Origin of the sequence: Archangium lansingense (genome assembly GCF_026626635.1) — a bacterium.
Taxonomy (GTDB): domain Bacteria; phylum Myxococcota; class Myxococcia; order Myxococcales; family Myxococcaceae; genus Archangium; species Archangium lansingense.
In genome coordinates this window covers 3,296,701-3,316,242 of the sequence record NZ_JAPNKA010000001.1, presented here as the reverse complement: position 1 = coordinate 3,316,242, position 19,542 = coordinate 3,296,701, and the positions used below count along the sequence as shown (strand labels likewise).

At 68.5% G+C, this 19,542-nt stretch carries 18 protein-coding genes; 11 read left to right on the top strand and 7 right to left on the bottom strand.

Translation table 11 applies throughout. From position 1 onward, the window contains the following. Positions 1–58 precede the first annotated feature (58 nt). The 4 genes from OV287_RS13370 (at position 59) to OV287_RS13355 (ending at position 4,909) form a co-directional block, all read left to right on the top strand. A complete protein-coding gene (locus tag OV287_RS13370; protein WP_267534406.1) occupies positions 59–760 on the top strand; it encodes a DUF2339 domain-containing protein in 702 nt (233 codons plus the stop codon). Position 761: 1 nt separating this feature from the next. Continuing rightward, entirely contained in the window at positions 762–1,424 is a 663-nt protein-coding gene (locus OV287_RS13365) for a hypothetical protein (RefSeq protein ID WP_267534405.1), read from the top strand. Positions 1,425–1,650: 226 nt separating this feature from the next. Continuing rightward, positions 1,651–4,095 (top strand): lytic transglycosylase domain-containing protein, encoded by a 2,445-nt coding sequence (locus OV287_RS13360; protein WP_267534404.1) that lies wholly within the window; start codon positions 1,651–1,653, stop codon positions 4,093–4,095. A gap of 7 nt (positions 4,096–4,102) precedes the next feature. Further along, positions 4,103–4,909 (top strand): GNAT family N-acetyltransferase, encoded by an 807-nt coding sequence (locus OV287_RS13355; protein WP_267534403.1) that lies wholly within the window; start codon positions 4,103–4,105, stop codon positions 4,907–4,909. 6 nt (positions 4,910–4,915) lie between these two features. Here the strand turns inward: OV287_RS13355 and OV287_RS13350 are convergent, their stop codons facing one another. Next, positions 4,916–5,755 (bottom strand): DUF3014 domain-containing protein, encoded by an 840-nt coding sequence (locus OV287_RS13350; RefSeq protein ID WP_267534402.1) that lies wholly within the window; start codon positions 5,753–5,755, stop codon positions 4,916–4,918. Beyond that, positions 5,752–7,350: a sigma 54-interacting transcriptional regulator gene (locus tag OV287_RS13345; protein WP_267534401.1), complete on the bottom strand. Its 1,599-nt coding sequence runs from the start codon at positions 7,348–7,350 to the stop codon at positions 5,752–5,754. The genes OV287_RS13350 and OV287_RS13345 overlap by 4 nt, the downstream gene beginning before the upstream one ends. Before the next feature lie 225 nt (positions 7,351–7,575). Here OV287_RS13345 and OV287_RS13340 point away from each other — a divergent pair, with 225 nt between their 5' ends. The 4 genes from OV287_RS13340 (at position 7,576) to OV287_RS13325 (ending at position 9,995) form a co-directional block, all read left to right on the top strand. Next, positions 7,576–8,130, top strand: coding sequence for a peroxiredoxin (locus OV287_RS13340; protein WP_267534400.1), 555 nt, complete (start codon positions 7,576–7,578; stop codon positions 8,128–8,130). A gap of 6 nt (positions 8,131–8,136) precedes the next feature. After that, complete coding sequence (locus OV287_RS13335; protein ID WP_267534399.1) at positions 8,137–8,664, top strand: carboxymuconolactone decarboxylase family protein; 528 nt, start codon at positions 8,137–8,139, stop codon at positions 8,662–8,664. A 126-nt stretch (positions 8,665–8,790) separates the two neighbouring features. Continuing rightward, entirely contained in the window at positions 8,791–9,267 is a 477-nt protein-coding gene (gene dps, locus OV287_RS13330) for a DNA starvation/stationary phase protection protein Dps (protein WP_267534398.1), read from the top strand. Between the two features lie 68 nt (positions 9,268–9,335). After that, the gene (locus OV287_RS13325) at positions 9,336–9,995 is read left to right on the top strand and encodes a hypothetical protein (RefSeq protein ID WP_267534397.1); all 660 of its coding nucleotides are present in this window, start codon (positions 9,336–9,338) and stop codon (positions 9,993–9,995) included. 78 nt (positions 9,996–10,073) lie between these two features. Here OV287_RS13325 and OV287_RS13320 read toward each other — a convergent pair whose 3' ends face one another. After that, positions 10,074–12,311 (bottom strand): prolyl oligopeptidase family serine peptidase, encoded by a 2,238-nt coding sequence (locus OV287_RS13320; protein ID WP_267534396.1) that lies wholly within the window; start codon positions 12,309–12,311, stop codon positions 10,074–10,076. Positions 12,312–12,418: 107 nt separating this feature from the next. Then, on the bottom strand, positions 12,419–14,494 hold the full coding sequence (locus OV287_RS13315) for a M13 family metallopeptidase (protein WP_267534395.1): 2,076 nt from the start codon (positions 14,492–14,494) through the stop codon (positions 12,419–12,421). Positions 14,495–14,820: 326 nt separating this feature from the next. Here OV287_RS13315 and chrA point away from each other — a divergent pair, with 326 nt between their 5' ends. Next, positions 14,821–15,996 carry a chromate efflux transporter gene (gene chrA / locus OV287_RS13310; protein WP_267534394.1) on the top strand — a complete coding sequence of 392 codons (1,176 nt, stop codon included), beginning with the start codon at positions 14,821–14,823 and terminating at the stop codon, positions 15,994–15,996. Between the two features lie 26 nt (positions 15,997–16,022). On the opposite strand, the gene OV287_RS13305 is transcribed toward chrA, so the two are convergent. The 3 genes from OV287_RS13305 to OV287_RS13295 are packed head-to-tail and all read right to left on the bottom strand — an operon-like array spanning position 16,023 to position 17,996. Beyond that, positions 16,023–16,397, bottom strand: coding sequence for a VOC family protein (locus tag OV287_RS13305; RefSeq protein WP_267534393.1), 375 nt, complete (start codon positions 16,395–16,397; stop codon positions 16,023–16,025). 49 nt (positions 16,398–16,446) lie between these two features. Then, positions 16,447–17,142, bottom strand: a complete 696-nt coding sequence (locus tag OV287_RS13300; protein ID WP_267534392.1) for a helix-turn-helix transcriptional regulator — start codon at positions 17,140–17,142, stop codon at positions 16,447–16,449. A 29-nt stretch (positions 17,143–17,171) separates the two neighbouring features. After that, positions 17,172–17,996, bottom strand: coding sequence for a glutathione S-transferase family protein (locus OV287_RS13295; RefSeq protein WP_267534391.1), 825 nt, complete (start codon positions 17,994–17,996; stop codon positions 17,172–17,174). A 208-nt stretch (positions 17,997–18,204) separates the two neighbouring features. Here OV287_RS13295 and OV287_RS13290 point away from each other — a divergent pair, with 208 nt between their 5' ends. Together OV287_RS13290 and OV287_RS13285 are read left to right on the top strand one after the other, a co-directional pair. Beyond that, positions 18,205–19,011 (top strand): hypothetical protein, encoded by an 807-nt coding sequence (locus tag OV287_RS13290; protein WP_267534390.1) that lies wholly within the window; start codon positions 18,205–18,207, stop codon positions 19,009–19,011. Positions 19,012–19,037: 26 nt separating this feature from the next. Next, positions 19,038–19,520, top strand: a complete 483-nt coding sequence (locus OV287_RS13285) for a hypothetical protein (protein ID WP_267534389.1) — start codon at positions 19,038–19,040, stop codon at positions 19,518–19,520. Positions 19,521–19,542: the final 22 nt, after the last annotated feature.

Genomic DNA, 19,542 nt, shown 5'->3' with positions numbered 1-19,542 from the left:
CGGCGCCACGGTTGGCTCGCACGGTGCAAGGGACCCTCACCCCGGAGGGTCCGAATCCATGAACGCAACGATGTCGACGAAGTGGGATGTGCGAGTGATGGCCGTGGCGGGCGCGGGGATGCTGGGGCTCGCGGGCGTGTTCCTGTGGCGAGACTTGCAGGTGCCTCACGAGCTGCTGCTCGCGGTGGCCGCGGTGCTGGCCTCGACCGTGGCTCTCGCCGAAGTACCTCGTGAGCGCCCGCTCGTCGGTCCCATCGCGCTGCTCACCACCGGCCTCATGGGCGGCCTCTGGTACGCGGCGGCCAAGTCCGGGCTGCTGCTCGTGGGCCTGGGCCTCACCGTGCTCGCCTCGGTCATCACCGTGGCGCGCACCTGGCGCCGCACCGAGGCGCGCGAGGACAAGCTGCAGGGCTGCCTCCTCTGGTACGGGCTGACGGTGGCGGTGATCGCCACTTCCTGGTCCTTCTACTTCCACTTCTTCACCCTGGGCTTCGCCGCCGATGACATCTCCCGCCGGCTGGTGCTCACCCTCGGCTGGCTCGCCGCGGGCGTGGGCCTCGTGGTGTACGGCCGCATGCGCGACGAGAGCGTCATCCGCGACGCGGGCTTCGCCTTCATCGCCATGGCCCTGGGCAAGGCGCTCGCCTACGACACCACGCACCTGAGCGGCACGCTGCGCGTCGCGTGCCTGGCCGTCGCGGGCGCGCTCATGCTCGGCGGCGCGTGGCTGTCCTCCCACCGCACGGCTCGGAGCGCGTGACATGCACCCCCTCGCCGCACTCGTGATGATGCTCGCCGCGGGCACTCCCGAGGGTCGCTGCTTCGTCCCCTCGGACCAGACGGCGGGATGGAAACGCGTGGTGCTGCCGGAAGAAGCCCCGGCCCTCGCCGCCCCGGCGGACGTGGACCAGTTCCGCTCCGGCGAGCCCGCGCTCCTCTTCGAGCAAGACGCCTCCGCATACATCGGCGCAGACTCGGAGCGCCCGGGCCGCATGGCCTACCACTTCCGGGTGCCCCGCGATGGGCGCAGGCTGGAGCTCGGTTTCCTCGGGGACCTGCGCGGCGCGAAGGTGGATGCCGTGGCGTACGCGGGCGGCTTCTCCTTCCCGCTGCTCGACGAGAAGCGGCTCGCGGGGACGCAGCTCGCGCTGGAGTGGAACATGGAGGGAGTGGACCAGGTGATGGTGTCCGTGCACCACCACTTGCGCGAGAAGCCCATCGTGCGCACGTGGCGCGTGGGCCGATGGTTGAAGCCCGGGGAGGATCCGGCCATGCCCGAGTCCTTCCGCACTCCACGCTCGCTCTACTTCCTCCACCCGGGGGGCCGGCGACTGGAGCTGTGCGACGCGCCGGGACGCACACCACGGCTCACCCGCTGGCCCGAGAGCGCCAACGCCTCCGAGGTAACACTGCGCCGGCCGTGAGTCCTCGTGCACGGTGAGAAGGACCCCTCTCAGGTTTTGAGAGCGGGCGAGCCACGCGGATGAGCTGTCGCGTAGCTCGCCCGCCTGCTCCCTGGCGTGCATGTGTGACGTGCACGAGACAACGCAGGCGAGCAAGGCGCCGTGCTCCCACACTCCCGGTCCCAGCAAGCCATTCCTATTTCCACGTCCTCACGCGCGGTGCGTGCCTCGAACAAGGGGAATGGGTGTGGGACTGGAACACGCGACGCTCCGAGGCCTCCTGCGGTACGCGAATCGGCTGATGAGCTGGCCGCTCGTGGCGGCCCTCTGGGTGGCGCCCGCTGCCCGGGCAGAAGCCCCGCAGCAACAGCAGCAGCAGCAACCCCCGGCTGGAGACATCTCCAATCTCGCCGAGAGTGCTTCCTCCAAGCATCAGCTCCCCTCCTCCATGGACAGCGAGAGCGAGGAAGCAGAGCCAGAGTTCACCATCGGGCCCACCGAGCCCGTGGCGCCCGGAGAGCGCCGCTGGGTGCGCAGATTCGAGCGCACGGACCTCAAGTCCTACTTCGCCGAGGGGGAGCTGGCGAAGGCGAAGGACGCATATGACGGGGGCCGCTACCGCACCGCGCTCAAGTTGCTGGAGACGCAGGAGGCCACGCCGCCGGTGCGCTACCTCCGGGCGACGAGCGCGCTGCGCATGGGCCAATGGGCCACCGCGGCCGAGCAACTCGCGGCCCTGGCGGAGAGCCACCCACCCCTGCGCGACTACTGTCACTTCGAGGCGGCGCGAGCCTATGAGCGGATGCGCAAGTGGACGGAGGCTGTCCACCACTATGGGGCCGTGTCCCCCGGCGCGCGGCGCTATGAGGACGCGCGCTTTGGCATGGCGTACATCCTGGAGAAGAAGAAGCGGGACTACGCCGGGGCCGTGGCGGCGCTCACGCCCATTGTCCAGACGGACTCGCCCAAGCCGAACAACCCCCGGCAGGCCGAGGCGTGGCTGACCATCGCCCGGCTGGCGCGCTACCAGGCCGACTACAACGGCGAGCACCGGGCGCATCTGGCCGTCTGGGCGCTCCACCCCTTCTCCCGGCAGGTGCCCGCGGCCATCAAGGGCCTGCGCGACTTGCCCTACGTGCCCAAGTGGAAGGTGGCGCGCGCGGAGACGCTGCTCTCCCTGCACCACAACCGCGAGGCACTGGACATGCTGGAGCGGATGCTCCCGAAGCTGGAGCTGCCGGATGCGCTCGCCTGCCGCGCGCACTTCGCCTACGGCACGGCCCTGCGCAAGGAGCGCAAGCACTCGCTGGCCATCCGCGCGCTGCGGCCCGTCGTCGAGCAGTGCCAGGACGCCGCGCTGCGCCCGCGCGCCCTCTTCGTGCTGGGCTACTCGGAGTCGGTGGTGGAGCCGGACACCTCCATCTCCACCTATCTGAAGCTCGCCCAGGAGTATCCGCTGCACCCGTACGCGGATGACTCGCTCTTCTACGCGGCGCACAAGGCGCTCGAGCGCGGCAACAAGGCGGCGGCCATGGCCGCGCTGGACCAGCTCATCTCCCACCACCCGGACGGCAACTTCGCTGCCGAGGCCCTCTTCCAGCGCTTCTGGGTGTACCGCGCCGAGAGTCAGCAGGACGCGGCGCTCGAGGCCCTCTCCCGGATTGAAGAGCTCAAGGGCAAGGGCTCCACGCACGAGTCGGTGCAGCGCGCCCGCTACTGGCGCTCGCGCACGCTGCTGTCGCTGGGCCGCTCCGAGGAGGCCCACGCGCTGATGGAGCGGGTGGCGGCCGAGGGAGCGGCCACGTGGTACGGGCTGATGGCGCGCTCGCGTCTGGCAGCCGAGGCGCCGGAGCGGGCCCGCGCCGTCAATGAGCGGCTGCGCAGCCCCATGGGTGCCATGGACGTCTGGCCCCTGGACGCGGGCAACCTCGCGGAGGATCCGCACTTCGTCACGGGCATCGAGCTGCTGAAGCTGGAGCACCGGGAGGCGGCCTCGGAGTTGCTGGCGGTGGACCGCAAGGGCCGCAGCGAAGAGTCCATCCGGCTGCTCTTCCACATCCTCCACACCTCCGGCTACGAGCGGTATGCGCGCTCCATCGCCTGGGCCCTGCGTCGCGAGGGGCTGGCTGCGCCCACCGAGGCCGAGACGCGCCTCATCTACGCGGCGGCCTATCCGCACGCCTTCCGCAACCTGGTGGTGCAGCACAGCCGGGCGGCGCGGGTGAACCCGGACCTGATGCAGGCCCTCATCCGCGAGGAGAGCGCCTTCAACCCCAACGCACGCTCGCCCACGGGAGCGCTGGGACTGGCCCAGCTCATGCCGGCCACGGCCTTCGCGGTGGCGCGCCAGCTCAACGTGCCGCTGGCCACGCCCGCGGCGCTGCTGGAGCCCCGGGAGAACATCCGCCTGGGCTCGGCGTACCTGGGCAGCCTGCAGCGGCGCTTCGCGGGCAACCCGGCCTACGCGGTGGCCAGCTACAACGCCGGCCCCGGCGCGGTGGACCGCTGGCTGTCCCGCTTCCCCGATGCCGAGCTGGATGAATGGGTGGAGCAGATTCCCGTGGAGGAGACGCGCCACTACGTGAAGCGCGTCCTTGGCAGCGCCTCGGCCTATCAGTTGCTCTACGCCTCGGGAAAGATGACCACGCTGGCCTTCGGGGAGCGCGGCTCCAATAATGCGGGCTCTCGCTGAGCCCGGCATGTCCCACGACGAGATCCACGAGTCCAACACCCAGTTCCACGGCGCCTGGCGATTCTTCGCCAGGAAAAGTCTTTCCGGGGACGTACTCGACCTGCCCGAAGTGAGCATCGCGTCGAGCAACGTCTCGTGGTCGATGATGAACGCGGCCTTCCTCCCCACCCCGGTGGAGACGGAGGAGGCCCTGAAGCGGGCGGCGGCCACCGCGGCCCGCCACCTGGCTCCCCGCGGCCGGGGGTGGATGCTCGCCCTCTGTGAGAGCTGGGTGCCCCCGCGCCTGCGAGAGCGGGCCGGAGAGCTGTTCGCCCCCTACGGGTTGAAGCTGTCGCTGGTGGCCACCGGAATGGTGGCCGAGCGCCTCTCCCCGCCCATTCGGCCCCAGCCGGTGATGGAGGTGCGCCAGACGAAGGACTCCCAGGGGCGCTGCGACCTCGCCGACGTCAACTCACGCTGCTACGACATGTCGCTTCCCTCGGGACGCGAGTCCTTCGACGTGCCGGGCCTCTTCGAGGGGAACGCCCAGGGCTTCGTCGGCTACCGCCAGGGAGAGGCCGCCACCAGCGCGGCCATCATCCGGGTGGACGACGTGGCCTATGTCTCGATGGTGGCCACCCTGCCCTCGCAACGGCAACTCGGCTGCGCCGAGGCCATCATGCGTCATGGGCTCGCCGAGGCGGAACGGGCGTGGGGCATCCAGCGCACGGTGCTGCACGCCACTCCGGCGGGACTGCCCGTGTACCGCCGCATGGGCTACCGGCCCGTGACGCGCTTCCACTTCTACATGGCGGAGCCCTCACAGAGCCGGTGAGCCGACTCAGCGGCTGGCGCGAGGCAACGCGAGAGCCCCTTGCAGCTTGCGCAGCTTCGCCTGAATGACGCGGGCGTTGCCCGGCCCCATGCGCAGCAGGTGCTTCTGCGCGACGCTGAGCTGCTCCAGCTCCGGGGCCGCGTAGGCGTAGTTCACCCCTGGCGTGTCCACCACCTCGAGCTCGGCTTCGGGCACCGGGGTGTCCACCAGCCGCTGGATGGCGTTGGCGAGCGTCTGGTCAAAGCGCTGGCCGGGGCGGCTGATCTCCTTGTAGGCCGCGTCGATGAGCGGCTTGAGCGTATGGTACGTCCGCACACTGGCCTGCGTGTCGAGCGAGGTGAAGACGCGCGACACCACGTCGTAGCGGGCGTAGCTCTCGGGGGCGATGAAGGTGCGGCCCTCGCGCTCGACGACCTGGAAGGTGCCCTGGGGCGCCATGAAGGAGAGCGCGGCGCGCGGGCTCTCCCCCTCCGCGATGTTGCCGGCGGCCGTGGTGAAGCGCCGGACCAGGTCCTCGGTGGAGGCGAGCCACTTCTGCAGCTCGGGGATGGGGGACAGCGGGCCCACCAGCTCGCGCACGCGGGCATCGCTCTGGCCCAGCGGAGGCAGGGGCACGGAGGGCTCTGGAGTCGCTTGCGGCTCGGCGGGCGTAGGGGCCGCGGCCACGGGTTGGGAAGGCGAGGCGGCGGGAGGCGGCATCTCGGGCTTGCCGCGCAGAACGAGCCAGAGGATGCCCAGGCCCACCACGACGAGGGCGGCCATGCCCACCACCAGGGGCTTGCGCGAGGAACCGGGACTGGGTGCACCGGCGGGTGCCCCTTGGGGCTGCTGCGGGTCGCTCATCATTCCTCCACAGAAGGGTGTGGCATTGCCACGTACTGCTCCATCCGAGTGATGCCCAGCTTCTTCATCCGACTCTGCAGCGTGGAGGGTTTGAGACCCAACAACGACGCGGCGCCGCCCGGCCCGTAAATACGGCCCTGCGTCAGCGTCAGGACACGCAGGATGTGCTGGCGCTGCACCTCCTCCAGCGTGGGCACGGCGCCCTCCACCAGCGGCGGAGCCTCCACGGCGGCCTTCGCACCCGGCACGCGCAGGGGCAGCTCAAACGCCTCGGCCCCCAGCTCCGCCTTGCGCGACAGGATGGTGGCGCGCTCCAGGGCATTGGCCAGCTCGCGGATGTTGCCCGGCCAGTCGTACGCCGCGAGACGGGCAATCCCCTCTGCCGACACCTTCATTCCCCGCCGCCCGGTGCGCTTCGCCTGCTCCTCCAGAAGGAAAGCGCACAGCAGGGGCAGGTCCTCCAACCGCTCGCGCAGCGGAAGCAGCCGCAGCGGGAAGACGCTCAACCGGTAGTACAGGTCCTCTCGGAAGCGCCGCTGGGCGATGGCCTGCTGCAGGTCCACGTGCGTGGCCGCGAGAATCCGCACGTCCGCGCGCACCGTCCGATCGCTCCCCACCGGCTCGAAGGTCTTCTCCTGCAAGGCCCGCAGCAGCTTGGCCTGCAGCTCCACCGGCAGCTCGCCCACCTCGTCCAGGAAGAGCGTGCCCCCATGCGCCATCTGGAAGCGCCCGGCCCTGTCCCGCGTGGCGCCGGTGTAGGCCCCCTTCACATGGCCGAACAGCTCGCTCTCCAGCAGCCCCGCGGGAATGGCCGCACAGTTGAGTGTCACGAAGGGGGCGTCAGCCCGCGAGCTCCAGCGGTGCACCGCCCGCGCCAGCCGCTCCTTGCCCGTCCCCGTCTCGCCCAGCAGCAGCACCGGCGTGTCCGTCTCCGCCACCTGCTTCGCCCGCCGCGCCAGCTCGCGCACCGCCGTGCTCCGCGACGCCTCCAGCACCCCCACGTCGTCCCCGCCGAGCTGCGACTCCAGCAGCCGCGCGTGCTCATGCTCCCGCCGGTGCAGCCGCTCGAAGGTGCTCTTCTGCTGAGTCTCCTGCAGCGTGGTGGCCAGCATCTGCCCGTACACCTCCACCAGCTCCACCACCGACTGCGGATACGTCTCGCACTCCGTCCGGTCCAGCGTCAGCAGCCCGTAGCAGCTCTCCCCCGCACACAGCGGCACCACCATGCACGAGTGCCCGGGCGGCAGGTCCAACACCCCATCAAAGGGATCTCCGTCTCCGTGCGAGTGGTCCTCGTGGGTGAAGGCGCGCGCCCGGCGTGTCTCCAGCGCCTGGCGCAGCGTGGGAAAGTCCGTCAGCTTCAGCTCGTGGTGCCGCACCTTGTCCGAGGCCAGGGGCCCCCGTGCCGCCACCGCCACCAGCTTTCCTTCTCGCAGCAAGAAGAGGGTGGCCAGGTCGAAACGCACCACTCGTGTGAGCCAGTCCAGCCCCCGGCGCAGCAGCTCCGCCACGGTCTCCTCGGAGGCCGCCAGCTCGGCCAGGTCCCGGGCCTGCTCGCTCAAACCACTTCGCGTCACAGAAACGATGTCATCCGCCATGCGTCTTCTTAAATAACCGGGGCGCCACCGAAATGTCAGTGGCGCCGGGTACCGAAATTTCGGTATGCACCGGTCCGGCGGGTCCATCCGGGGAGTGGGTAGGAGTCAACCCTTTGGAATCACAGGTGGAGTTTCCCTGGCACGGACGCTGCTCTCAGTAGTACGCGAAGAAACCCTGTCCGGTCTGCCAGCAGGCAGGCCTCAACCCCCAAGGAGTCGAATCACATGCTGACCGTTGGCGACAAGCTTCCCGCGTTCAACCTCACCTCGGTGGTGAGCCTGGAGAAGGGCAAGGAGTTCAAGGAGCTCACCCAGGACAGCTTCAAGGGCAAGTGGCTGGTGCTCTTCTCCTGGCCCAAGGACTTCACCTTCATCTGCCCGACGGAGATCGCCGAGTTCGGTAAGCGCGACAAGGACTTCCAGGACCGCAACGCGCAGGTGCTCGGCCTGAGCACCGACAGCGAGTACGTGCACCACGCGTGGCGCACGCACCACCCGGACCTGAAGAACCTGCCCTTCCCGATGCTGGCGGACATCAAGCGCGAGCTGAGCGCGGGCCTGGGCATCCTGCACAAGGACGCGGGCGTGGCGCTGCGCGCGACCTTCATCATCGATCCGCAGGGCATCATCCGGCACGTGTCGGTGAACGACCTGTCGGTGGGCCGTAACGTGAGCGAGACCCTGCGCACCCTGGACGCGTTCCAGACGGACGAGCTGTGCCCCTGCAACTGGCAGAAGGGCGAGGAGACCCTCACCAAGAAGCTGGCGAAGGCGGGGTAATACGCCATGGCGTCGCTCGAAGTCGTTCGCGGTGAGCTGGCGGATGCCCATAAGGACACCCGCCTGAATCTCCAGTCCGTTCTGGAGAACAACAGCCTGACCCCCGAGCAGCGCTGGGGAGTGGCCGTGGCATGTGCCTTCGCGGCTCGTAACGAGCTCATCAAGAAGGCCATGCTGCACGAGGCCCGTCAGGCCCTGGGCGAGAAGGCCGATCCCGTTATCGAGGACGCGCGTGCCGCGGCCTCGCTGATGGGGATGAACAACGTCTACTACCGGTTCCGCCACATGGTGGGGAAGGAGTCCTACTCCACCAAGCGGGCCGGTCTGCGGATGAATCGGCTGGTGCAGGTGCTCACCAACAAGGTGGACTTCGAGCTCGTCTGCCTGGCGGTGAGCGCCATCAACGGCTGCGAGATGTGCGTCCAGTCCCACGAGAAGGTCGTCATCGACGGCGGCCTCTCGGAGGACCAGGTGCACGACGCTGTCCGCATCGCCTCGGTCGTCCACGCGGCGGCGGTGGGCCTCGAGTCGTAGGCGTTCCGCTACACGCTGACATCAGACGCGCCCTCCGGTGGCAACTCCGGGGGGCGCGTCACATTTTGGGCTCGCGCATCCATCTTCAGAACCGCTACGACGAACCTCTACGAAAGGAACGAACGTATGTACCGAAGCCCGAGTCCCCTCTCTGAGCAGACCCGCTCCGCCGTCTCCGCCACGCTCAACGAGCGGCTGGCCGATGGTCTGGATCTGCACAGCCAAATCAAGGTCGCGCACTGGAACATCAAGGGCCCGCAGTTCGCGGCGCTCCACCCGCTCTTCGAGACCTTCGCGGTGAGCCTGGCGGCCCACAACGACTCGGTGGCCGAGCGCGCGGTGACGCTGGGCGGCAAGGCGTACGGCACCAGCCGGCACGTGGCGAAGACGAGCCGCCTGCCGGACTACCCGCAGGACACGTCGAGGGACCTGGAGCACGTGCGGCTGCTGGCCGACCGCATCGAGGCGTACCTGACGGGCGCGCGCGAGGGCCGCAAGGTGGCCGAGCAGCACCAGGACACGGACACGGTGGACCTGCTCACCGGCATCATCACCGAGTTCGAGAAGCACGCCTGGTTCCTGCGCGCCTCGCTGGAAGGCTGAGGCTGGCGTGACCGGCCTGGCCATACCGAGCTAACCTCCGCGTCGCGGTCAACGCGAGGAGCCTCGATATGTCAGGCCGGGATTCACCTCGTCCCCAGGCAGCGCCACCCGAGGGGCGGGAGACGGAGGCGCCGGGCCTCCGCGCGGTGGAAGCGGCGGACGCCAAAGCGGCTGCTCCAGGCGGCGACAAGCGCTCGCTGAGCAACGCGGAGGTGGAACTGCTGCGCGGGGTGTTCGGCGACGGTCTCGACTACAAGCCGATGCGCCTGGTGCGGATGGCCCCCTTCATCGCGAGCATCAACGGCAGCCGGGCCTTCGTGCTGGGCAACAGCCTCAACCTGCCCCCCGTCGACTACGACTCCCTGTCGCGCGGGGAGAAGACGAAGGCGTGGCTGCTCGTCCACGAGTGCACCCACGTCTGGCAGTACCAGCACCACGGCCTGGGCTACGTGGTCGAGTCGCTGTGGGCGCAGGGCTTCGGCGACGGCTACGACTACGTGAAGGCGCTGCGCGCGGGGAAGCCCTGGAAGAAGATGAACCCCGAGCAGCAGGCCCAGCTCATCCAAGACGCCTTCCATGGCGGGTACTTCGAGGTGCCCGGGGTGCGCTTCGGCGCGGTGGGCGGCAAGAGCGCGGTGCTGCGCTACAGTGGAAAGACCCCCGACGGCTTCACCGACTACACGTCCATCCTCGTCGCGGCCGTGGAGGAGCTCCGCAAGCCCGCCTGAGGCGCTCGGCCGGAGACGAAAAAGCGGGCAGACACCCGGGAATGCGCCCGGATGGCTGCCCGCTTCAGCGCCAAGGAATTAGCGCGACTGGTCGCCCGCGACGGCCTGACCGCTGCCCAGACCCATCTGGTGCAGCGTGAAGGCCCACAGGTCCGTGTACTCCTCGATGATCTTCCCGGTGGGCTTGCCCGCGCCGTGACCCGCCTTGGTCTCGATGCGGATGAGCACCGGAGCCTCACCGGCCTGCGCCGCCTGGGCAGCCGCGGTGAACTTGAAGCTGTGGCCCGGCACCACGCGGTCATCGTGGTCCGCGGTATGGACGAGCATCGCGGGGTAGCGCGTGCCCGCCTTCAGGTTGTGCAGCGGCGAGTACGCATGGAGCGCCTTGAACTCCTCCGGGTTCTCCGAGGAGCCGTAGTCGCTCGTCCACGCCCAGCCGATGGTGAACTTGTGGAAGCGCAGCATGTCCATCACGCCCACGCCCGGCAGGGCCACGCCGAACAGGTCCGGACGCTGCGTCACCGCCGCGCCCACCAGCAGACCACCGTTGGAGCGGCCGGAGATGGCCAGGCGCTGGGACGTGGTGTACTTGTTGGCGATCAGCCACTCGCCTGCGGCGATGAAGTCGTCGAAGACGTTCTGCTTCTTCAGCTTCGTGCCGGCCTCGTGCCACTCACGGCCGTACTCGCCACCGCCGCGCAGGTTGGCCACGGCGTAGACGCCGCCCTGCTCCATCCACACCAGGTTGGCCACGCTGAAGGCCGGCGTCATCGGAGCGTTGAAGCCACCGTAGCCGTACAGCATCGTGGGGTTCGTCCCATCCAGCTTCAGCCCCTTCTTGTGGCTGAGGAACATGGGGACGCGGGTGCCATCCTTGCTCGTGTAGAACACCTGCGTCGTCTCGTACTGCGACGGCTCGAACTTCACCTTCGGCGCCTTGAACACCTGGCTCTGGCCGGTCTTCAAGTCATAGCGGTAGATGGTGGTCGGCGAGGTGTAGCCGGTAAAGGCGTAGAAGGTCTCCGTGTCCTCGCGCTTGCCGCCGAAGCCGAAGGTGGTGCCCAGGCCGGGCAGCGCCAGCTCGCCCTTGGCCTTGCCGTCACGCGAGTACAGCCGCACCTGCGAGTGAGCGTCCTTCATCACGCTGACGACGAACTGGTCGTTGATGAAGCTCACGGTGGACAGCGTCTCCGCGCCCTGGGGGATGAGCTCCTTCCAGTTCTTGCGCTCCGACTTGCGCAGATCGACGGCGACGAGGCGGCCGCGCGGCGCCTCCAGGTCCGTCTTGAAATAGAAGAGCGTGCCGTCGTTGCCGACGTAGTCGTACTCCGCCTCCCAGTCCTTGAGCAGCTCGACGACCTTGGACCTGGTGTCCTTCAGGTCCTTGTAGAAGACGAGGTTCTTCGTCTGGGTGCCGTGCGAGACGTTGATGACGAGGTAGCGCCCGTCATTGGTGACGAAGCCGCTGAAGCCCCACTCCTTCTGGTCCTTGCGCTCGTAGACGAGGACGTCCTCGGCCTGCGCCGTGCCCAGCTTGTGGAAGTAGAGCTTCTGGAAGTAGTTGGTGCCGCTCAGCGCCTCGCCGGCCTTGGGCTCGTCGTAGCGGCTGTAGAAGAAGCCCTTGCCGTCCTTCGTCCAGGAGGCGCCGGAGAACTTCACCCACTTGACGACGTCCGGCAGGTCCTTGCCCGTGCGCACGTCACGAACGCGGATTTCCTTCCAGTCGCTTCCAGCGTTGGCCACGCCGTACGCCATCAGGTTGCCATCCTGGGTGATGGACAGGCCCGCGAGGGCCACCGTGCCATCCGCGGACAGCGTGTTCGGATCCAACAGCACCCGGGGCTCGGCCTCGAGCGAGTCGGCCGTGTAGAGCACGGACTGGGACTGCAGGCCGTTGTTGCGGTTGAAGAAGTAGCGGTTGCCCTCGCGCCAGGGCACTCCGTACTTCTCGTAGTCCCACAGCTCCGTCATCCGCTGCTTGAGCTGCGTGCGGAGGGGGATCTTCTCCAGATAGCCAAAGGCGAGCTGGTTCTGAGCCTCAATCCACTGGCGAGACTCGGGCGAGTCAGGGTTCTCCAACCAGCGGTACGGATCGGCCACCTGGGTGCCGTGGTAGTCATCCACCACGTTGTCCTTGCGCGCGGCCGGATAGCTCGGGCGCGACGAGGACTGGGCGGGAGCGCTTGCCGTGGAAGCGGCAGGAGCGGCGGCGGGCTGGGACGCGCTGGGGGCCTGGGCATCCAGCTGCGTCGGAGCGTGGCTGCAGTTCGTGAGCCAGAGGGCACACGCGGCGGCGGAGAAAGTGAGAATTCTCATGGTGGCGCGCGAACCTACCAGCCCGGGGGCGTATTTCCGAAACGGGCCAGTCCCTCCATGACCCGCCGCGTCGGAAACGCCCCCGGCTGCACGCCTTCACTTCAAAATTACCAGACCTTCACGCGTCTCTCGGGAGGCAGGTAAGCGCCGTCGCCCTCCTTCACCCCGAAGGCGGAGTAGAACTCGGGCATGTTGCGCACCACGCCGTTCACCCGGTACTCGCCCGGCGAGTGCGGATCCGTGAGGAGGATCTGCCGCAGGGCATCGTCGCGGTGGAGCGTGCGCCACACCTGAGCCCAGCCGAGGAAGAAGCGCTGGTCACCGGTGAAGCCCTCGATGGCCGGAGCCTCCTGGCCCTCCAGCGACAGCTTGTAGGCCTTGAAGGCCACGGTGAGGCCGCTCAGGTCGCCGATGTTCTCACCCAGGGTCAGCTTGCCGTTGACGTTCATCCCCTTCAGCGGAGTGAACGCCGAGTACTGGTCAGCCAGCATGCCGGTGCGCTGCTGGAAGGCGGCCTTGTCCTCCGCGGTCCACCAGTCGCGCAGGTTGCCGTCGCCGTCGGAGCGGCTGCCCTGGTCATCGAAGCCGTGGCTGATCTCGTGCCCGATGACGCCGCCGATGGCGCCGTAGTTCACCGCATCATCCGCCTCGGGGTTGAAGAAGGGAGGCTGGAGGATGGCGGCCGGGAAGACGATCTCGTTCATCGTCGAGCTGTAGTAGGCATTCACCGTCTGCGGCGTCATGCCCCACTCGAGCCGGTCGATGGGCTTGCCGAGCTTGTCGAGGTTGCGGCGGAAGTCGAACTCGACGGCGCGCTTCACGTTGCCCACCAGGTCATCCTTGCTGACGGTGAGCGCGGAGTAGTCCCGCCACTTCTCCGGGTAGCCGATCTTCACGTTGAACTTCGCCAGCTTGGCCTTGGCCTGGGTCTTGGTGTCCGGGCTCATCCACTCGAGCTGGTCGATGCCCTTCTCGAAGGTGACGCGCAGGTTCTTCACCAGCTCCTGCATGCGGGCCTTGCTCTGGGGGCTGAAGTGACGCTCCACGTAGAGCTTGCCGAGCACCTCGCCCAGCGCGCCGTCCACCGTCTCCACGCCGCGCTTCCAGCGGGGGCGGTTCTCCTGGAGGCCCTGGAGCGTCGTGCCGCGGAAGACGAACTCGGCCTGCTCGAACGGAGTGCTCAGCAGGGACGCCATGTCGTCGAGCAGCTTGAAGGTGAGGTACTGCTTGAGCGTGGGCAGCGGCGTCGTCGCCAGCGCCGCGTCCATGGCCTGGAAGTAGTCCGGCTGGCGAACAATGACGCCCGGCGTCTTCTCCGCCCCCAGCGCCTTCAGGTAACGCGTCCACGAGAAGCCCGGCGTGAGCTTCTCCAGCTCGGCCACGCTCTTGAGGTTGTAGGTGGCCTCGCGGTCGCGGTTGCGCACGCGGTCCCAGTGCTTCTCCGCGAGCGACGTCTCGAGGGCCATGATGGCCTTGGCCGCACCGGCCGGGTCCTTCTCACCCGCCTGGCCCAGCAGCGTCTCGATATAGGTGAGGTACGCGGCGCGCGTCTCGACGAAGCGCGGCTCCTGCTTGAAGTAGTAATCGCGATCCGGCAGGCCCAGCCCGCTCTGGTTGACGTAGAAGATGTAGCGGGTCGTCTGCTTCGCGTCCTGGCCCACGAACTGGGTGAACGGCGTCTGGACGCCCATGCGCGCCAGCGCCGCGAACAGCTCCGGCAGCCCCTGCTTGTCCTGGAGCGCGGCAATGCGGTCGAGGTCCCCGCGCAGCGGCTGGAGGCCGAGCGACTCGATGCGCGCCGTGTCCATGAAGCTCTGGTAGAAGTCACCGACCTTCTGCGGCTCGGTACCGGGCTTCTTGTCCTGGGTGGCGGCGGCCTCCTCGATGATGGCGCGCAGGGCAACCTCGCTCTGGTCGCGCAGCTCGATGAAGGAGCCATAGCGGGCCTTGTCCGCGGGGATCTCGGCCGTCTTCAGCCACGTGCCGTTGACGTAGCGGAAGAAGTCGTCCTGCGGGCGCACGCTGGAATCGAAGTTCTTGGTGTCGACGCCGAGAGACCGGGGCTGGGAGGCCTGGACGGCCACTTCCGGCTGGGTATTGCGCGAGCTGGCCGTGCATCCCAGGAGGAGGCAGGCGCCGAGCGTGGGAGCCCAGGAATGGCGGAGGGGCTTCTTGCTGTTCATGCGTTCTCGCTGTGCTGTGTCGGGTGAGACGAAGGTAGGTAACTCCGGGAGTGGCGGGGAATTCCCAGACCCGCTCGGATTCCACCCTCCTTCGGGTGGCGCGCATGCTGCCCGAGCCCCTCGCAAGGCGTCCACCCGCCCTCCGTGCACCCCCTTCGACACGGAGCGTCGACACAGGGCGTCGTGACGAGAATGAGCCGCGACAGCACACGGAATCCGTGCGAAGAGCGCTTCGATCGCCTTTCCGAAGGCATCCAGAAGTTTCTCTACCCGAGGGAGCTGGGAATGGGCCGCTTCACGAAGATTGCTGGAGCGGAGCGGCGGAAGTGAGCGACGTGACGCACCAGCCCCCCAGCGGAAGGACAGGGGCGCTGCGGGAGCTGGCGTTGCTCTTCCTGAGGTTGGGGACGACGGCCTTCGGCGGCCCGGCAGCTCACATCGCGATGATGGAGGACGAGGTCGTCCGGCGCCGGAAGTGGCTCACGCGCGAGGAGTTCTTGGATCTGCTCGGGGCCGCCAACCTCATCCCCGGACCGAACTCGACCGAGCTGGCCATCCATATCGGCCACCGGAGGGCGGGCTGGAGCGGCCTGGTGGTAGCGGGCACGTGCTTCATCCTCCCAGCGTTCCTCATCGTGTCTGTCATCGGCTGGGTGTACACGCGCTTCGGGCAGCTCCCGCAGGTGGAGCACCTGCTGTATGGCGTGAAGCCCGTCATCATCGCCGTGGTGCTGCAGGCCATCTGGGGACTGACACGCGGGGCGGTGAAGACGAAGCTGCTGGCCGCGGTGGGCGTGGTCTGCGTGGCGCTGGGCTTCCTGGGCGTGAACGAGCTGCTCCTGCTGCTGCTCGCGGGCGGCTTCGTGACGCTGTGGCGTCTGGTGTCCCGGAGGATTGAGGGTGGAGGCGGAGCGCCCCCAGCGGTGATGGCGCTCCTTCCGGGCCTGCCGCTGGGCGGAATGGTGGCGGCGACGGCGGCCCCGGGCTTCAGCCTCGGAGGCCTCTTCCTCTTCTTCCTGAAGGTGGGCTCCATCCTCTACGGCAGCGGCTACGTGCTGCTGGCCTTCCTGCGCGCGGACCTGGTCGAACGTTGGGGATGGCTCACGGAGACGCAATTGCTGGACGCGGTAGCGGTGGGCCAGGTGACGCCCGGGCCCGTCTTCACCACGGCCACCTTCATCGGCTACGTGCTGGGAGGGCCCTCGGGCGCGGTGGTGGCCACGGTGGGCATCTTCCTGCCCGCCTTCTTCTTCGTCGCAGTGAGCGGACCGCTGGTGCCCCGCATGCGCCGCTCATGGGTGACGGGCGCATTCCTCGACGGCGTCAACGTGGCCTCGCTGGCGCTGATGGCCACCGTCACCTGGCAGCTCGGGCGCGCGGCCCTGGTCGACGTGTGGACAGTGGGCCTCGCGCTTCTCAGTGCCATGCTGCTCATCCACTACCGCGTCAACTCCGCGTGGCTCGTGCTGGGTGGCGCGGTCGTGGGACTGTTGGTGGGTTGAGCCCGTAACGCGGGCGCTCGTTGTCCCTAACGCGGATTGTTGGCGAGGACGAAGGGACGGAGGCGATGCCCGTCCGGGTCCTCGACCACGAAGGTGAAGCCGAAATCCATGTCAGTGGGCTCCTGCACCACCTTGAGGCCGAGCCGGGTCCACTCGGCATAGGTCGCGCGGACGGAGTCCTTGCTCTCTTCGCTGAACGAGATCTCGACACCACCGGCGGGCTTCGGTGTCGGCTTCATCTCGTCGGCGAGCCAGAGGCCGATTTTCAGACCGGTCGGCAGCACATAGAGCACGAAGGTCTTGGACCTCTCGACCGGCTCGCGGCCGAGGAGCTTCGAATAGAGCTCGGCGCTCTTGAGCGGATCGCGGACGGCAAGCAGCAGGTAATTGAGGGTACGCATGGGCATCTCCATCGGGTTGTTGATGGGGATGGTTTGCGCCTGGCCACTGTCAGTTTCCGGCAGTAGCGGGAATGTTCTGCCTGGCCCGCCACTCCTTGACCAGCACGGCCCGGCGGCGCGGATAGCGCTCGTCCTTCGGCTCGACCGACTGGATGCGGTCGACGCGGAAGGCACGGTAATCCTGCCGGAGCTCGCACCAGGCGGCGAGCACCAGCACCTTGTCGAAGAAGCCAATCAGCAATGGCCAGATGGTGCGGGTCGTGCCAGCGCCGTCATTGTCGCGATAGGTGATGATGAGCTTCTGCTCCTTGCGGAGCGCGGCGCGGATCACCGAGGCATCGATGGCGACCGGCTCGCCGCGGAACATCGGCACGGTGAGGGTGGCGGCATCGACGCTCTCGCGGAGGTCGTCGGGCAGCACGGCACGGATTTTCGACACGGCGTTGGCCGCCGCGGCTCCAAGCCGCGCATCGCCCCGCACCGCGACCCAGCGCGAACCGAGCACCAGTGCCTCGAGCTCATCGACCGAGAACATCAGTGGAGGCAGGGTGAAGCCAGGGCGCAGCACATAACCGAGGCCCGGTTCACCCTGGATATCGGCGCCCTGCGCCTGCAGCGTCGCGATATCGCGATAGAGGGTACGGATGGAGATACCAAGCTCCTCGGCCAGCGCCGGGCCGGTGATGGGCGCACGGTGGCGGCGCAGCAACTGGAGGAGATCGAGCAGGCGGGAGGCTCGAGACATGGCGAGGACAGTAGCGCGGAAGCACGGACTCAGCCGTTCGCTGCCTCGGCGTGGGAGTTGAAGCCCCGCGCCGGGCGCCGCCTGTCCTCCCGGTAGCGCCGCAGCACCCACTGGCCCGCCGGCCTCGCCAGAACGGACGCGCGCAGCTCGGCGAGTGCCTTCGGCACATCCTCGGCGGGCCGCACCGTGTACGGCGAGCCCTCGGCCGCCACCAGCGGGCTGTAGAGCGACGCTGCCGCGATGTCCGCAATCGACAGGGACGAGCCCACCAGGTAGCGCGACGGGTCCCCCTGAATCTCCCGCTCCAGCCTGTCCAGCCCCTCCTGGATCTTCACCCGCGACTCCTCCACCTTGTCGGGCATCAGCGCGTACTGGCGCCGGATGGCCACCTTGATGACGGGGAGCAGCGCCGTTCCCACCAGGCGCAGCGGCAGCGGGAACGCGCCGAACATGAGCGGCTTGATATCCGCACCACTGGCGAAGAGTGTCGCGTACACCCAGCGGCGCACGTGCTTGCCGGCCACCTCGTCGAAGTAGGTCTCCAACTCGAGCACCCGCTCGCGCTCGGGCCCCTCGGCGGGAATCAGCGAGGGAGCCGACAGGTGAGCCCGCTCCAGGTGCAGGGCGATGTCCGTGGAGTCCGTAACGACGGTGCCCCGGTCCACCAGCACGGGCACCGTGCCCCGACCGCCCTTCGTCAGGCGCTTCGTCACGAAACGGTGCGGGCCGGGAATCAGGTTCTCGATGACGTAGGGAATCCCCTTCGCGTCGAGGTTCCAGCGGGTCTTCTCGCAGTAGTGCGAGATGGGGAACTGGTACAGCGTGATGCCAGGTCGAGACATGCGGGGGAGCATGCCGTTTTCCAGGCCCCGCGGTACAGCCAGCCGCTCACGGTCATTGCCCAGCTCTCGTGACAGAGCCGCCCCGACGGTGTGTACCCTCTTGCACAAACTCCTACCCGCACGCTTGGCGCTCCAGGGGGTTGCACGGAGGGCACGCGAGTTGCTCTGTCAGGCCGCTGCCCCCCTGTGTCCGGGCCCCCAAGCAGAGGAAAATGCCCCCATGAGAATCCGCGCCTGCCTCGCCCTCGTCATCCTCGCCACCGCCTGCGGCCGCGAGCCCCCCACCCAGGAGGAGATTGAAGACGCGAAGTCACGGGTGGACCTGGCGGTCCACGCGGCCCATCAGGCTCGCATTGCGCTCGAGCTGCTCGGAATCCTTCCCGTCTACACCTGCGGCGAGGAGCGGCGCACCTTCGTGGGCCGGGCCGCCGAGGGCGCTCACGCGAAGGTGGCCTGTCTCACCGCCACCGCCGAGGCCCAGAGCGAGTCCTCGGACGCGGTGGTGTTCTCCTTCCCCGAGGGCGGCTGCTCGGTGAACGGGCACACCGTGTCGGGACAGAGCGCCTTCATCTACCAAGGGGGTGAGGAGCGAATGGACCTCTTCGCCGACCTGCACGGGCTGAAGGTGGACGGTCATGAGCTCCAGGCCAAGGTGGGTTACGGCACCTGCGGCGACGAGGAGCGCTTCTGGACCGAGGCCGCCGGCAACCTGCCGGACCGGGCCGGCAGCAGCTACCGCGTGGACGGGCGGGTGGGCCTGCGCAATGGCATGCCCGTCTTTGGGAGCACCTCGCTCGTGTTCGACGGGCCGGGCGAAGTGTCCGGGCCGATGGGCACGGACCGTGTCACCTTCACCGCCCTGGAGTACGAGGTGGGTGAGTTCCTGCCCAAGAAGGGCCAGGCCCTCATCGAGACGGCTCGGGGACACCGCGTGAAGGTGGACTTCAGCGAGGTGCTGTGGCGCCTGGGCAAGGTGGAGGTGGAGATCGACGACAAGGCGCCGGTGACGGTCCCCATCGTCCGCTGAGCCGGGCCCGAGGTAGACTGCTCGGCATGTCCGCCTCCGATTCCCGCCCCTCCCCTGGCCTGCTCGCCCGCGCCCTCAAGAAGGTCGGCGAGCTCACCAGCCCGGAAACCCGCTCGGGCAAGGTCTTCAGCAAGGCCGAGCAGGGTCTCACCCAGGTGGCCGCGCGCCTCGCCGAGAGCCCCACCTTCCTGCGCGTCAGCGGCGGGCTCATGCGCCGTGGCTTCACCCTGCAGATCCGCCGCACTTCACTCATGGAGAAGACGTTGCACTCGCTGCGCGTGCCCACCGCCACCGAGGTCGACTCCCTGCGCGACCAGCTTCGCCGCATGGGCGACCAGGTGGAGGCCCTGGGCTCGCAGCTCGAGCACGTCGTGGAGCTGTTGGAGCGCCAGGAGCAGCCCCCGGCCGCCTCCCGCTCTGTCTCCAGCACTCTCTCCCCCTCGGGTGCCGAGCCCGAGCCCGAGCCCGTCCCCGCGCCGCGCCGCCGCCGGTCCGGCTCAGCCAGGTAGGACACCTGTTATGGTCGCGGAC